Source organism: Roseomonas rosulenta (genome assembly GCF_016106005.1).
GTDB lineage: Bacteria > Pseudomonadota > Alphaproteobacteria > Acetobacterales > Acetobacteraceae > Neoroseomonas > Neoroseomonas rosulenta.
Genome location: NZ_JACADR010000017.1, coordinates 19534 through 33981 on the forward strand (window position 1 = coordinate 19534; position 14448 = coordinate 33981).

General features: G+C 71.2%; 12 protein-coding genes. 5 read left to right on the forward strand and 7 right to left on the reverse strand.

What is annotated here, in order from left to right; genetic code table 11:
* Nucleotides 1–2: 2 nt before the first annotated feature.
* Nucleotides 3–1532, reverse strand: coding sequence for a 1-hydroxycarotenoid 3,4-desaturase CrtD (gene crtD / locus HW578_RS04455; RefSeq protein ID WP_198369337.1), 1530 nt, complete (start codon nucleotides 1530–1532; stop codon nucleotides 3–5).
* 6 nt (nucleotides 1533–1538) lie between these two features.
* Nucleotides 1539–2276 carry a hypothetical protein gene (locus tag HW578_RS04460; RefSeq protein ID WP_198369338.1) on the reverse strand — a complete coding sequence of 246 codons (738 nt, stop codon included), beginning with the start codon at nucleotides 2274–2276 and terminating at the stop codon, nucleotides 1539–1541.
* A gap of 146 nt (nucleotides 2277–2422) precedes the next feature.
* Here HW578_RS04460 and HW578_RS04465 point away from each other — a divergent pair, with 146 nt between their 5' ends.
* Together HW578_RS04465 and HW578_RS04470 are read left to right on the forward strand one after the other, a co-directional pair.
* Entirely contained in the window at nucleotides 2423–3805 is a 1383-nt protein-coding gene (locus HW578_RS04465) for a cytochrome P450 (RefSeq protein WP_198369339.1), read from the forward strand.
* Nucleotides 3802–4956, forward strand: coding sequence for an ATP-grasp domain-containing protein (locus tag HW578_RS04470; protein WP_198369340.1), 1155 nt, complete (start codon nucleotides 3802–3804; stop codon nucleotides 4954–4956). The genes HW578_RS04465 and HW578_RS04470 overlap by 4 nt, the downstream gene beginning before the upstream one ends.
* On the opposite strand, the gene HW578_RS04475 is transcribed toward HW578_RS04470, so the two are convergent.
* On the reverse strand, nucleotides 4931–5866 hold the full coding sequence (locus tag HW578_RS04475) for a carotenoid 1,2-hydratase (protein WP_369407819.1): 936 nt from the start codon (nucleotides 5864–5866) through the stop codon (nucleotides 4931–4933). The two genes, HW578_RS04470 and HW578_RS04475, sit on opposite strands and share 26 nt — an antisense overlap.
* Nucleotides 5863–7506 (reverse strand): GMC family oxidoreductase, encoded by a 1644-nt coding sequence (locus HW578_RS04480; RefSeq protein WP_198369341.1) that lies wholly within the window; start codon nucleotides 7504–7506, stop codon nucleotides 5863–5865. Before HW578_RS04480 ends, HW578_RS04475 begins: the two co-directional genes overlap by 4 nt.
* A gap of 101 nt (nucleotides 7507–7607) precedes the next feature.
* On the opposite strand from HW578_RS04480, the gene HW578_RS04485 reads away from it, so the two are divergent.
* The 3 genes from HW578_RS04485 to HW578_RS04495 are packed head-to-tail and all read left to right on the forward strand — an operon-like array spanning nucleotide 7608 to nucleotide 9960.
* Nucleotides 7608–8324: a PIG-L deacetylase family protein gene (locus HW578_RS04485; protein WP_198369342.1), complete on the forward strand. Its 717-nt coding sequence runs from the start codon at nucleotides 7608–7610 to the stop codon at nucleotides 8322–8324.
* On the forward strand, nucleotides 8321–9157 hold the full coding sequence (locus tag HW578_RS04490) for an alpha/beta fold hydrolase (protein WP_198369343.1): 837 nt from the start codon (nucleotides 8321–8323) through the stop codon (nucleotides 9155–9157). Before HW578_RS04485 ends, HW578_RS04490 begins: the two co-directional genes overlap by 4 nt.
* Nucleotides 9154–9960, forward strand: a complete 807-nt coding sequence (locus tag HW578_RS04495) for an ABC transporter substrate-binding protein (RefSeq protein WP_198369344.1) — start codon at nucleotides 9154–9156, stop codon at nucleotides 9958–9960. Before HW578_RS04490 ends, HW578_RS04495 begins: the two co-directional genes overlap by 4 nt.
* A 33-nt stretch (nucleotides 9961–9993) precedes the next feature.
* On the opposite strand, the gene HW578_RS04500 is transcribed toward HW578_RS04495, so the two are convergent.
* Genes HW578_RS04500 through HW578_RS04510 form a run of 3 tightly spaced genes read right to left on the reverse strand, consistent with a single transcriptional unit; the run spans nucleotide 9994 to nucleotide 14200 of the window.
* Nucleotides 9994–11703, reverse strand: coding sequence for an N-acyl-D-amino-acid deacylase family protein (locus tag HW578_RS04500; protein ID WP_198369345.1), 1710 nt, complete (start codon nucleotides 11701–11703; stop codon nucleotides 9994–9996).
* Between the two features lie 12 nt (nucleotides 11704–11715).
* Nucleotides 11716–12699, reverse strand: coding sequence for a zinc-binding dehydrogenase (locus tag HW578_RS04505; RefSeq protein WP_198369346.1), 984 nt, complete (start codon nucleotides 12697–12699; stop codon nucleotides 11716–11718).
* A 1-nt stretch (nucleotide 12700) separates the two neighbouring features.
* Nucleotides 12701–14200 (reverse strand): ABC transporter substrate-binding protein, encoded by a 1500-nt coding sequence (locus tag HW578_RS04510; protein ID WP_198369347.1) that lies wholly within the window; start codon nucleotides 14198–14200, stop codon nucleotides 12701–12703.
* Nucleotides 14201–14448 lie beyond the last annotated feature (248 nt).

The window sequence follows — 14448 nt, forward strand, 5'->3', positions numbered from 1 at the left end:
CGCTACCGGCCCACCTTCATCGCGATCACGCTGCGGCGCCGGCCGGCACGGTCTTCCAGCAGCCGTGCCGCTGCCAGACGGCCGGACATGGTCGCCATCGGCACGCCCGGGCCGGGATGGACGCCGCCGCCGGCCAGGTACAGGCCCGCCACGCCGCTGCGTGCCCCGGGCCGCGCGAAGCTGCCGTTGAAGCCGTGCCCGAGCCGGCCATAGAGCGCCCCGCCCGTGGCGGGAAACAGCGCATGGAAGCCGGCAGGTGTCGTCGCCACCTCCGCGCCCGCTTCGCGCCGCACCGTCAGGCCGCAGTCGCGCAGCACGGCGAAGGCGCGCTCGCCCACGGCTTCGGTCGCGGCGCGGTCCATCGGCGCGCGGTCGCCATCCGGCGGTGCGTTGACCAGCAGCAGCAGGCGTTCGCGCGCGCCGGGGGTCGGGCGTTCCGCGCCGCCGCGATCCTGCGCGCAGACATAGACGGTCGGCGCCGGCACGATCGCGCGGCGGCGGAAGATCGTCTCGAACTCCGCCTGGTAGTCCTCGGCGAAGAAGACATTGTGGTGGTCGAGCGCAAAGCCCTCGGTGGGGGCGTGCATGCACCAGGTCACGGCGGAAAGCGTGCGCGCCTCGCGCGGCACGGGCTCGGCCGCGGCGCGCGCGCCGTCGCCGAGCAGCCCGGCCGCCAGCGCATCCGGCGCGCCGTTGAACACCACGGCGTCGGCCTCGATGCGCTCCCCATCGGACAGCTCGACACCGGTGGCGCGGCCGCGTGCCACAAGGATGCGCCGCACCTCGACGCCGAAGCGGAACGTCGCCCCCTGCGATTCCGCGAGGCCACGCACGGCCTCGGCCACGCGCCGCATGCCGCCCTCGACCAGCCAGACGCCGTCCTGTTCGACATGCGCGATCAGCATCAGCGTGGCGGGGGCGAGGAAGGGGGAGCAGCCGACATAGGTGGCGTAGCGGGCGAACAACTGCCGCAGCCGCTGGTCGGCAAAATGCTCGCCGAGCGCGTTCCACAGCGTCGCGAAGGGCGATGTGCGCACCAGCCGGTCCACATGCGCGAAGCCGATCCGCCGCACCAGGTCGAACTGCGACGGACGTTCCGAGGCGATGAAGGGGCCGACCAGCGTGCGGTAGATGCCCTGTGCGCGCGTGCAGAAGGCGCGATAGGCCGCGGCTTCGCGCGCGCCGGCGAAATCGCCGATCGCCTCGGCGGACCGCGCCACGTCGGCAAACAGGTCGAGCTGCCCGCCGCGCCGCCAGGCATGCCGGGCGATGATCCCCGCCTCGTGCAGGACCAGGTGATCCTCCAACCGCTGCCCGGCGTCGCCGAACAGCCCGTCGAAGATCCACTTCATCGTGAAGACGGTGGGGCCGCCGTCGATGCCCACGCCATCGACCTCGACCCGGCGCATCTTGCCGCCGGGGGCGGATGCGCGGTCCAGCACCGTCACCCGTGCCCCGCGCCGTGCGAGGTCGGCGGCGGCCGCGAGCCCGCCCATGCCCGCACCGACGACGATGACTCGCGGTTCAGCCATGCGGCCTCAGGCAGCGACGGCGCGGCGCGCGGCGAATTGCCGGTCCACCGCGCGCCAATGCCACAGGATGATGCCGATGCCCGTGGCGCATGGGATCGCCCACATGATGGGATGCAGCGCCAGCTCCGGCAGGATGCGCACCGAACCGAATGCCATGAAGGCGGTGTAGACGGAGATGCCCGCGCCGACCAATGCCTTCACGTGTTCCTTCAGCCAATAGGTCGGCCCGGGCGACGAGGCCCATAGGAAGCGCAGATTGGTCACCACCGTCGCGACGCCCACGACGGCGATGCCGTACATCAGCGGCTGTCCGATCAGCCAGCCCTGCAGCGCGCAGTTCAGCGCGGCGAGCAGCAGCAGGTACTGCAGCGCGATGTTGAGCGGCGTGCGGTTGCGCTCATGCCCGCCGCGCTTGTTCAGCACCGCGAGCCAGCCATACCAGGCGAGGTTCACGGTCAGCAGCCCGGTGGTGAGCATCATCCAGCCGAAGATGCCGCGCAGGAAGGATGGCTCGAAACGGCCTTCCAGGTTCGGATGCGTGCCGATCGGGTCGATCAGCGTGAGGCTCGCCATGCACATCGCAAGGCAGCCGGTAACGAGCATGCAGCGGTTGAACAGCCGCCCCCACCAGCGGTGATTGGCACCGCCCTTGCGGCCGATCACCGGGACCCAGAAGGCCAGTGCACCCGTCGCGCCCGTCACGATGTGGGCGGCGACCAGGCTGTGGAACAGGAGAAGTTCCATCTTCGATGGCCCTCGCGCTTTGGGCCGACAATCAGGCTTGACAGATGCGGCTGTCAAGCAACGGAATGGCGCAGTTGCAAGGGACGTGCGCCGGTCGTGAAGCGCCCAGAAAGCGGCGGTTCGCCGCGTCGTGCGAGACGGCCGCAATGAGCGCGGCGCTCGCGGTCACCACGGCGCCCTGGGCGCCCTTCGAGCCGCCGCATCCGCGCTCCCTGCCGGCGGTCATCGCGCTCATCCGCGCCATGCTCGAGGGGGAGGGCAACCTGCTCGGCCTGCTGCCGGCCGAGGCCTATCGCATGCCGATCGGCCCGCTGGGATGGTCGCGGCGATCGACCATCATCGTGAACCGGCCGGACCTCGTGCGGCATGTGCTGGCCGATCCGGAAGGCATCTTCCCGAAATCCGACCTCATGGTGGAGGCACTCGACCCGCTGATCGGCGATTCGATCTTCGTCTCCTCCGGCGACACCTGGCGGCGCCAGCGCGCCATGATCGACCCGGCGCTGACCATGATGCGCGTCAACCGCGCCTTTCCCGCGATGGAGGCCGGCGCGGCTGCGGCGGAGGAGACGCTCGCGCGCAGCGCCGCGCCCTTCTCCCTCGACCTGATGATGAGCCACCTCACGGCGGACATCATCTGCCGCACGGTCTTCTCCACCAGCCTCGAGAGCCAGGTCGCGCACGAGGTCTTCGACGCCTTCACCGACTTCGAGCGCTCGGTCGCGCAGGTCGAGATCCGCCGCCTGATCATGGACCGCGCCTGGACGCGCATTCCGCAGAAGCAGCATGTGCTGGATGCCTGCACGCTGATCCGCGGACATCTCGGCGCGCTGCTCGACACGCACCTGGCTGAAGGTGCGTCCTTCGACGACATCTGCCAGGCGGTGATCGAGGCGCGCGACATCGAGGGCCGTGCCTTCACGCGCGAGGAACTGATCGACCAGCTCGGCGTGCTGTTCCTGGCAGGGCACGAGACGAGTGCCAGCGCGCTGACCTGGGTGTTCTTCATCCTGGCCACCCAGCCTGCGCTCGTCGCGCGCCTGCGCGCGGAGATCGCGGAGGTGTGCGGCGATGGGCCCATCACCTTCGAGCACACGCGCAAGCTGCCCTTCATCCGCAACATCTTCCGCGAGACGCTGCGGCTCTATCCGCCGATCACCTTCCTGCCGCGCGTGGCGAATGTCGCGACCTCGCTGGACGGGTACCGCGTGAAGCGCGGCGCCCTGGTGATGGTCGCGCCCTGGGTGCTGCACCGCCACAACGCCTACTGGCGCAACCCGCACATCTTCGACCCCGACCGGTTCGACCGCGAGGCCGAGATGACCACGGGCGCCTACATCCCCTTCGGCATCGGCCCGCGCGTCTGCGCTGGCGCGGCCTTCGCGCAGGTGGAGGCGGTGCTGCTGGTCGCGCGCCTGTTCCGCCGCTTCGACTTCCATGTGGCCGCGCCGGAGTCGGTGCGCCCGGCGGCCCGGCTGACCACGCGCCCGGTCGGGCAGATCATGGTCACCGTGACGCCGGCGCGATGAGAACCGTCCTCCTTACCCTGGGACGGCTGCCCAAGGCGCTGGACCTGGCGCGCGCCTTCCATGCGGCGGGCTGGCGCGTCGTGGTCGCGGAACCCTTCAAGCGGCATCTGGCCGGCGCGTCGAATACCGTGGCGCGCAGCGTGCAGGTCACCGCGCCGGCGACGGACCGCGAGGCCTATCTGCGCGACCTGCTGCGCGTGGTGGAGGAGGATGCCGTCGATCTGGTCGTGCCGGTCTCGGAGGAGGTGGTGCACGTCGCCGCGCTGCATGGCCGCCTGCCGGCGCGCACGCGGCTCTTTGCCATGCCGCAGGACGCCGTGCTCGCCGCGCACGACAAGGGCAGTTTCGCCGCGCAGTCGGCGGCCTGGGGGCTGTCCGTGCCGCGCACCCATCCGCTCGGCAGCGAGCAGGCCGCCGCACTGGCCGCGGAACAGGACGTGGTGGTGAAGCCGCTGCATGCGTGTTCGGGGCGCGGCGTGCGCCTCATCGCGCGTGGTGCGGCGCTGCCACCCGCCGAACCCGATGCGCCAGCGATCGTGCAGGCGCGCGTCCTCGGCATCGAGCGCAGCACCTGCTCCCTCGTGCATGACGGCTTGGTCAGCGGCACCGTCGTCTACCAGGGCGTGATGCAGTCGGGCTCGGTCAGCATCGCCTTCGAACGCGTGCAGGACCCGCTGATCGAGGCCTTCGTGCGCGACTACGCCGCCGCCACGCGCTGGACGGGCTTCCTCTCCTTCGATTTCATGCTGGATGGACGGGGGCAGCCCTTCGCGATCGAGTGCAACCCGCGCACCACCAGCGGCCTGCATTTCTTCGAGGTCGAGGACCTCGCGCGCGCCGTGATCGACCCGGCGCATCCGCTGCGCCACCGCGCATCGCCGCGCCTGCAGCAATTCTATTCCTGCCTGACCGAGACGCAGCTCTCGCTGTTCCGCGGCGGCGGCTTCCTGCCCAAGCTACGTGCGCTGGTCACCACGCCCGACGTGACCTGGAGCGCGCGCGACCCGATGCCCTTTCTGACCATGACCTTCACCACCTGGCCGATCATCCGCGCCGCCATGGCGCAGCGCGCGACCTTCGGGGAGGTCGCGACCCTCGATGTCGGCTGGCGCGCCGAGCACGCGCTCAGCGCAGCGTCCGGGGCACCCTGAAGGGCAGCATCGAATACAGGATCGGCGAGCGGAAGCGCCGCAGGTTCAGGTATTCATGCACCGCCGTCGCGTCCTGGCCGAGCAGCCGCGTGCGGATTTCCGATCGCGAATAGAAGGGTGCATCGACCAGCGTGCGCGTCGCGGTGGCCTGGCCGCCCTCGGCGCGCGTGGGGCGTGGCAGGCGCCATAGCGTCTGCGTCATGCGGGCCGGTGGCGGCGGTTCGAAATCCTCCACGCTGCCGTCTTGCCCGACACGCAGCGCCAGCGACTGATGCGAACCATTGCGCCGCGTCGCGTTGTAGAGCACCGCCGTCGCATCGCGCATCGGCGCGCGGCACCAGTCCCATTCGGCGAAGTCGTCCTCGAGCGGCGCGGTGCCGGTGTTGGTGTCGAAATAGGCCGGCCCGGACCAGGACAGGGCGGGGTGCGTCAGCGCCACCTCCACCCGCGCCCGCGCGGCGATGGGCTGCCAGCGGTGCCGCCCGGCGCCATCCAGGACGAAGGCGCGATCCGACACGGCATCGGGCAGCACGCGCACCGTGCCTGACAGGCGGGAGGGGATCGGCGCCGTCACTTCCTCGATGCCGATCGTCAGCGCCGTGCCATCCCAGCGCAGCGACGACGGGCCAATGGCGAGCGTATCCGCATCACGCTTCAGCGCGCTGGCGCGGCGGTCCGTCATCGCCCAGCGCTTCGGCGTGCCATAGAGCGCCACGTTCATGCAGCAATGCTCGGCCGGGTCCACCTCGCCGCGCCGATGCGCCCAGGCATACCAGGGCGAGAACACCGTGCCGATGAAGGCGATGATGGTGATGCCATGCGTCCCGTCATCGGACAGCGCATCGACATACCACCAGCGATACCCGCGCGAGGCGACGGGCTGGTCGAAGGACCAGGGGCGGGCGCTCACGCCGCTTCCGCCGCCGGCAGGGGCGCCCGGCCGCGGATGAAATCCGAGGCCTTCTCCGCGATCATCATCGTCGTCGCATAGGTGTTTGCCGAGGGCATGGTGGGCATCACGGAGGCATCAACCACGCGCAGCCCTTCCAGTCCATGCACGAGCAGCCGGTCGTTCACCACCGAGGTCGTGTCGGTCTCCGGCCCCATGCGGCAGGTGCCGATCAGGTGATAGGTCGTGGTGCCGTTGCGGTAGGCGAAGTCGAGCAGCTCGTCGTCGCGCTCGACATTCACGCCCGGCAGGGTCTCGCGTTCCAGGAACCGCATCATCTGCGGCGTGTGCAGCAGGCGGCGGATCAGCCGGATGCCGCCCAGGTGGACGCGGCGATCGTTCTCGTCGCTGAGGTAGTTCGGCTGGATCTCCGGATCCTCGAAGACATCGGCCGATTTCGCGCGCACCCAGCCGACGCTGTCGGGGCGGTGCTGCCAGGCGCCGGCGGTGCAGCCCGGATAGTCGTCCAGCACATAGACCTTGCCCTCGGCATAGGAGCCGGGGGTGAAGACGCCCTGCAGGTCCGGCTCGTCCAGCCCCTCGAAGGACTTCCAGAACAGGTGCACATGGGATGGCGCGGTCGCGAGGATGGACGGCTTGCCGGTCGCCCAGCGTGCGAGCTGCTTCACGAGGCCGAGGCCCCGCCCGAGCTGGTTCAGCGTCTCGACGCCCGGCTTCGCGCGCATGACCAGGCGCGAGGCGTAGTGGTCGCGGAAATTCTCGCCGACCGGCAATTCGTGGAAGACCGGCACGCCGATGCGCGCCAGCGTCGCGGCCGGGCCGATACCCGAGAGCTGCAGCAGCCGCGCCGTGTTCGCCGTGCCGGCGGAGACGATCACTTCGCGCCGCGCCCGCACCTCGATGGGCGTGCCGCCGCGCTCGGTCAGGTAGCGCACGCCCACCGCGCGGCGACCCTCGAAGACGATGCCACAGGCGCGCGCATTGGTGCGCACCTCGAGTTCCTTGCGCACCATGGCCGGGTGTAGGAAGGCGCGCGCGGCCGAGACGCGCCAGCCCCCCTGGATGACGCGCTGGAAGTAGCCCACGCCGGCCTGGTCGCCGCTGTTGTAGTCGGGCGCGCGGGGCACGCCGGCGCCGATGCAGCCCTCGATGAAGGCCTCGCTCAACGGGTGGATCCAGTCCATGTCGGTCACCGGCAGCGCGCCCTCGCGCCCGCGGCGGTCGTCCCGGCCGACGCCGATCCGCTTCTCGGTGCGCATGTAGTAGGGCAGGCAGTCGGCATAGCCCCAGCCCCGATTGCCACGCTGCGCCCAGGAATTGAGGTCGTTGGGCTGTCCGCGATTGTAGATCATGCCGTTGACGGAAGATGATCCGCCCAGCGTGCGCCCCTGCGTGGTGGCGATGCCGCGCCCGCCGGTGCGTTCGGTCGGCGCGGTCTTGAACTGCCAGGTGACCGAGGGGTCCACCAGCGTCTTGATGAAGCCGGCCGGCAGGTGGATGAAGAAGTTGCGGTCGGGCGGCCCGGCCTCCAGCACGCAGACGGTGACGCCGGGGTCCTCGGTCAGGCGTGCGGCCAGGATGGACCCGGCGGCGCCGGCGCCGACGATGACGTAGTCGAAGCTGTCGGGCGTGCTGGCCATGGCGGGCGGGCGGCTCTCTGCTGTTTCCGGTCCGGCCAGCCTAGGCGCGCGCGCCGCCTCCCGCCAGACTGCGCCCCGGTTCGCGACTCTGGAGAATCCCCATGTCCAAGACAGCCCTGGTGGTGTCCGCCCATTCCGCCGATTTCGTCTGGCGCGCCGGCGGCGCGATCGCGCTCCATGCCGCCCAGGGCTGGAAGGTGACGGTAGTCTGCCTGTCCTATGGCGAGCGGGGCGAATCCGCGAAGCTGTGGCGCGTGCCGGGCATGACGCTGGAACGCGTGAAGGCCGAGCGCGAGGCCGAGGCGAAGAAGGCCGCCGAGGTGCTGGGCGTGCACGACATCCAGTTCTGGGACCTGGGCGACTACCCCATCACCCTCACCAATGAGTCGCTGTTCCGGCTGGTGGATGTGTACCGCGACATCCATCCCGCCTTCGTGCTGACCCACAGCAAGGAGGACATCTACAACCGCGACCACCCGGCGGTGACCGACTTCGCGCAGCACGCGCGCATCACCGCGCAGGCGCATGGCCATAATCCCGGCCAGAAGGTGCTGGGCGCCCCGCCGGTCTTCCTGTTCGAACCGCACCAGCCCGAGCAATGCGGCTGGAAGCCCGACGTGCTGCTCGATATCGGCCCCGCCTGGCCGCAGAAGCGCGCCGCCATCGAATGCATGGCCGGGCAGGAGCATCTTTGGGAGTACTACACCCGCGTCGCCCAGCAGCGTGGCGCCCAGGCGGCGCGCAACTCCGACAAGAAGATCACCTGGGGCGAGGGCTACCAGTCGGTCTTCCCGCATGTCGTGGAGAGCCTCGCGTGAGCTTCGCCGCACCGCCGCGCCGCGCCGGATGGATCGAGCGCCCCGATGCGCGCATCCGCTACGAGGTGACGGGGCAGGGGCCCGCCATCGTCTTCGCGCATGGGCTGGGCGGGTGCCTGTTCTCCTGGTGGCAGCAGGCGGCGCATTTCGCGACGCGCTACACCTGCGTGGCCTTCTCGCATCGGGGCTTCTTCCCCTCGACAGCGCCGGCGGGCGGGCCGGACCCGGCGGAGTATGCGGGCGACGTGGCCGCGCTGGTGGATGCGCTGGAACTCGGCGATATCCGCATGGTCTGCCAGTCCATGGGCGGCTGGTCGGGGGTGGAATACGCGCTGCTGCGCCCCGGGCGGGTCAAGGCGCTGGTGCTGGCCGCGACGACGGGTTCGCTCGACCCGCGGCAGATGCGCCAGCCCGAGCGCGGCCGACTCGAGACCTGGTCGCGCGATAGCGCCGCCGCGCGGTCGGACCTGCTGGCGCGCGACATCCTGCCCGCCGCTGGGGCCCGCATGGCGGAGGAACAGCCTGCGCTGCACCAGCTCTACACCCACATCAACGGCCTGACGCAGGGCTTCGACCGGGAGGCGGTGCGCGCCCGCCTGCACGCCGCGCGCAACCGCCCGCCCGCGGCCTTCGCCGCCGCGCAGACGCCCGTGCTCTTCGTGCCCTGCGAGGAGGACGTGGTGATCCCGCCCTTCGCCCCGGCCGGCATGGCGCCGGAGATTCCCGGCGCGCGTGTCTCGCCGCTGCCCAAGGCAGGCCATTCAGGGCATTTCGAGCACGCCGCCGCCTTCAACGCCAAGGTGGAGGCCTTCTTCGCCGAGGTCGGCGCGTGAGCGCGCGCGTGCTCAGCGCCGCGCTCGGCGACTATCCGCACACCGCGGCGCTGCCGGTCTCCGATCTCGTGCAACTCGATCGCGTGACGGTGAAGCCCATCAGCCGCGCCTTCGCGCCGATGGTGCGCGAGGCGCGCTACGACGTCAGCGAGATGGCGATCGCCACCTTCCTGATGGCCAAGGCCGCCGGCATTCCCATCGTGCTGCTGCCGGTGGTGATGGCGGCACGCTTCCAGGAGGGCGCGCTGCTCTGCCGCGCCGAAAGCGCCATCCGCGGGCCCGCCGACCTGGCCGGCAAGCGCGTGGGTGTGCGGGCCTACAGCCAGACCACGGGGATGTGGCTGCGCGGCGTGCTGGCCGAGGCGCATGGCGTGGCCCCCAAGTCTATCGCCTGGACCACCTTCGAGGAGGCGCATGTCCCGGGCTTCACCGACCCGCCCTTCGCGCGGCGCGCGCCGGCCGGCGCCGACATGACGGCGATGCTGCGCGACGGTGCGTTGGACGCCGCGATCTTCGGCGCGGAGCTGCCCGCCGGGAATGAGTTCCGCCCGGTCTTCCCGGATGTCGCGGCAGCGGGGCGCGACTTCCAGGCGCGCCACGGCTTCGTGCCGGTGAACCACCTTGTGGTGGTGCGCGCGGAGATCGCCAAGGACGCGGCTGTCATGGCCGAACTGCTCCGGATCTTCGGGCCCGCGACGACGACACGCGAGGCGCTGGCCCCGGCGATTGACCTCGCCTCGCGCTGGTGCGCGGCGCAGGGGCTGATGCCGCGCCCGCTTACGCTCGAGGAAGCCTGGGCCTGACGCCCGAGCCGCCGCCGCGGCGCGGCGACGCGATCACGCCGCGCGCAGCGGCCCACGCACCAGGCGGCCGGGCAGGGCCCCGGTCGCCTCGCCCTCGCGGTAGGTGACGGCGCCGGACAGTACCGTGGCGACATAGCCTTCCGCCTCCTGCACCAGGCGCTTGCCGCCGGCGGGCAGGTCGTAGCGCATCTCGGGCGCGCGCATGCGCAGCCGCGCGAAGTCGATCACGTTGAGGTCCGCCTTCATGCCCGGCGCGACAACGCCACGATCCGCCAGCCCCATTGCCACCGCATTGTCGCGGCTGATGCGGCGCACCGCCTGCTCGATCGGCAGGCGCGGCCCGCGCGTGCGATCCCGCGCCCAGTGCACCAGCATATGCGTCATGCAGGAGGCGTCGCAGATGTAGCCGACATGCGCGCCGCCATCGCCAAGGCCCATCAGCGTGTGCGGGTGCGTCATCATCTCGCGGATCGCGGCCAGGTCGCCATCGGCATAGTTCAGCAGCGGGCGGTTCAGGATGGCGCGGCCGTCGCGCTCCAGCATCAGGTCGTAGCACAGCGCCTCGGCCGTCATGCCGCGCGCGGCCGCCATGGCGGCGACGGATCGCTCCGGCGGCGGCTCGTAGTCGGGCGGGTCGCCGAGCGGGAAGATCTTGTCCCAGTTGTTCAGCCGCGCCTTCAGCGCCGGATCCTCGGTGGCTTCCGCCAGGATGCGCGCACGCCGCGCCGGGTCACGCAGCGCGGCGATCCGCTGATCGAGCGGCAGATGCGCCACCTCGCGGAAGGACGGGCGCGTCAGGAAGGGGTGCTGCGACAATTCGAAGCCGAACATCAGCCCGACCGGGCGGCCCATCACCTGGCCGAGCATCGTCACGCCCGATGCATTCGCCTCGTCCACGCGCTCCAGCAGCCAGCGCCAGAAGCGCGGCTTCGATTCCCGCTGCAGCAGGGAGAAGGTGAGGGGGCGGCCCGCCACCGCCGCGACGCGCTTCAGGCGCGCGAATTCCTCCTCCGCCGGGTCGTCGAAATCCGAGATCACCTGCAGCCAGCCGCTGCCATGCGCGCGCAGGGCGCCGGCCAGGGCTTCGAGCTCGGCCTCGGGCGCGCCGAGCGTGGGAATATGCCGCCCATCCAACGTACGATGCGCCAAGGCACGCGAGGTCGAGATGCCGACCGCGCCCGCGGCCAGCCCTTCGGCTGCAAGCCGCGCCATCTCCGCGCATTCGGCGGGCGTGGCTTCCGCATGGGCTTCCGCCCGCTCGCCCATCACGTGAACGCGCAGCGGCGCATGGGTGACCATCGCGGCAATGTCGGTGTCGAAGCGGCGCCGGCCGAGGAAATCCAGGTAGTCGGGGAAGGATTCCCAGGCCCAGGGCAGGCCCTCGGTCAGCACGACCTCGGGCAGGTCCTCCACACCCTCCATGAGCTTGACCAGTGCCTCGCGCTTCTCCGGCCGGCAGGGTGCGAAGCCCACGCCGCAATTGCCGATCAGCGCGGTGGTGACGCCGTTGATGGACGACGAGACCAGTCGCTCGCTCCATGTCGCCTGCGCGTCGTAATGCGTGTGGATGTCGACGAAGCCGGGGGTCACCAGCAGGCCCTTGGCGTCGATCTCCTCGGCGCCGCGATCCGCGACGCGGCCGACCGCCACGATGCGTCCGCCCGCGATCGCGACATCGGCTTCGATCGGCGGCGAGCCGGTGCCATCCACCACCGTGCCGCCGCGGATCACCAGGTCATGCATGGCGCGAACCCCTCAGATGGACAGCGCGATCTTGCCGAAATGCCGGTTGGCCTTCATGTGGGCCAGCGCCTCGACGGCCTGCTCGAGCGGGAAGACGCGGTCGATCGGCAGCGCGAAGCGGCCGTCCTGCACGGCCCCCCACAGGTCACGCTTCATGGCGGCGTATTCGGCGCGGATCTCCTCGCGCGACCGCGTGCGATGCGTGACGCCGATATAGGCGATGCGCCGATTGGCGTGCAGGTCGAAATCGAATTCCGCGCGGCCGCCGCCGAGGCGACCGACATTCACGATCCGCCCGGTGATGGCGGTGGCGCGCATCGCGGCATTGATGAGCGCGCCGCTGACCTGATCTACCACCACATCCACGCCGCGCCCGCCGGTCGCGGCCAGCACCTGGTCCACCCAGCCGGCATCCTTCGTGTCCACCGCGACGTCGGCGCCGAATTCGCTGAGCCGCGCGCGCCGCGCCGGGTCGGTGGAGGTGCCGACCACCACCGTCGCGCCGAGGAACTTCGCGATCTGCATCCCCATCAGCCCGACGCCCGACGACGCGCCGAGGATCATGGCACTCTCGCCCGCCTTGAACCGCCCGTTCACCACCAGCGCGTCGTGCATGGTGGCGAGCGCGACGGGCAGCGTCGCCGCCTGTTCCCAGGAGAGGTTGCGGTCCGGCACCGGCAGCACGCGCCCGATATCGGCCACGGCGTATTCGGCATAGCCGCCCGCACCCGAGCAGGTCACGCGGTCGCCTTCCTTCACGCCGGTCACGGCGCTGCCCACCGCGGCAACCTCACCGGCAAAATCCAGGCCGAGGATGGTGCCCGCGCCGCCCATTGAACCGTGCGAGCCACCCGCCGCCACGCCAAGGTCGGCACGGTTCAGCGTGGCCGCGCGCACGCGCACCAGCACTTCTTCCGGGCCTGGCGTGGGGCGCGGTGCCTCCTGCACCTTCACGCCCTCAGCCGTCACCACTGCCGCGCGCATCGTTCCACTCATCTCAGCGTGTCCCCCGCATTCCCTGCACGCGAATGAGGCCATCCGGCACCACGCGCAAGCCCTGAACGCCGGCCAGCGCGCCATGCAGCGTGAGCGGCTGCCAGAGATTGATGTAGGGCCGGTCCGCCAGGTAGATCCGCGCCGCGCGGTCATAGGCCGCGGCGCGCACCGCCGGCTCCACGCTGCGCCGTGCCTCGGTCAACGCCGCATCCACCGCCGGATTGCAGTACTTCCCGCCGTTCAGCGGCACGTTGCAGGTGTAGAAGGCGAAGATGTTGCCATCGAGGTCGACGCGCCCCGACCACTGGATCATCAGCGCCTCGAAATCCCCCACGCTCCACTGGTTGAGCAGCGTCGCCGTCTCGACCTGCTGGATCTCGATGTCGATGCCGGCCTCGGCCGCCATGGCCTGGATGACTTCCGAGGCCTGCGCGTAATCGGTGGTGTTGGGCACGGACAGGCGGATGCGCACGCGCTGGTGGCCGGCTTCGCGCAGCAATGCGCGGGCGCGCGCCACGTCGCGCCCGGGCATGGGCACGGACCGCGCATAGAAGGGATGGTCCGGCGGCACGGCCTGGTTGGCCGGCACCCAGAGTCCCTCGAAGGCCACGTTCACCAGTGCCTGGCGGTCGATGCTGCGCTCCAGCGCCTCGCGCACGCGGGCATCCTGGCCGAGCGGCGTCTGCGACCGCGGTTCGTTGCCGACATTGATGGCGATGTAGAAGGTGGCGAGCGAGGGCCCCTGGTGCAGCCGCACCCGCTGGTCGCGCCGGACGTCCCCGACATCGGAGGGGCTGATGCGCTCGATGACCTCGAGGGCGCCGGCGCGCAGGTTGGCCAGCCGCACGGTGGCGTCGGTCACGGGGCGATAGGTGACGCGCTCGTAGTGGATGTTCGCGCGGTCCCAGTAGCCCTCGAAGCGTTCGAGCTCCATCCGGTCCTGCGCCACGCGGCGGGTCAGGCGGAAGGGGCCGGCGCAGGCGGGCTCGCGCTGGAAGTCCGCGCCGGTGACGCGCGCCTGGCGCGGGGAGACCAGCATGCCCGCGCGGTCCGACAGGGCCGCCAGCAGCGGCGCGAAGGGCTCGGAGAGGCGCAGCGTGACTTCCATCGGGCCAGTCGCGACCACCTCGGTCACCGGGCCCATCTCGGCGCGGCGGGTGGAGCCCGGGGTCTCGAGGTGCCGGCGGAGACCGATTGCCGCCGCCTCGCCGGTCAGCGGCTCGTTGTCGTGGAAGCGCACGCCCTCGCGCAGCGTGAAGACCAGCGCGCGGCCATCCTCCGCCCAGCGCCAGGCGGTGGCGAGCTGCGGGACGATTTCGAGCCGCTCGTTGATGTCGACCAGCTTGTCGCACATGGCGGCGAAGACCTGCCGGCCGGCCACGGTGCGCGACAGGGTCGGGTCCAGCACGTCCGGGTCGGAGGTCAGGCCGATCCGCAGATGCTGCGCCGCGGCGGGCATCGCCAGGCAACAGGCGACAAGCAAGGCAAGGAGGCGAGGCATGGCGCTGTGTTCCCGACCGTCGTGCCCGGCTAGTCTTCTCCGAAGCCCGCCAGTGCGCAATGGAGCCGCGATGCCCGCCTGCCGCAGCCTGCGCCTCGTCCTCGGCCTCTGCGCGATGCTGCTCGCCGCCTGTGTCGGGCAGGGGCCCGCACCCGGCGCCGCGGCGCTGCCCGACCTGGCCGTCGCCGCCGAGGCCACGCGCCTGCGCGACGCCATGCTGGCCGAGGTGCCCGGCGCCGCACGGCCCG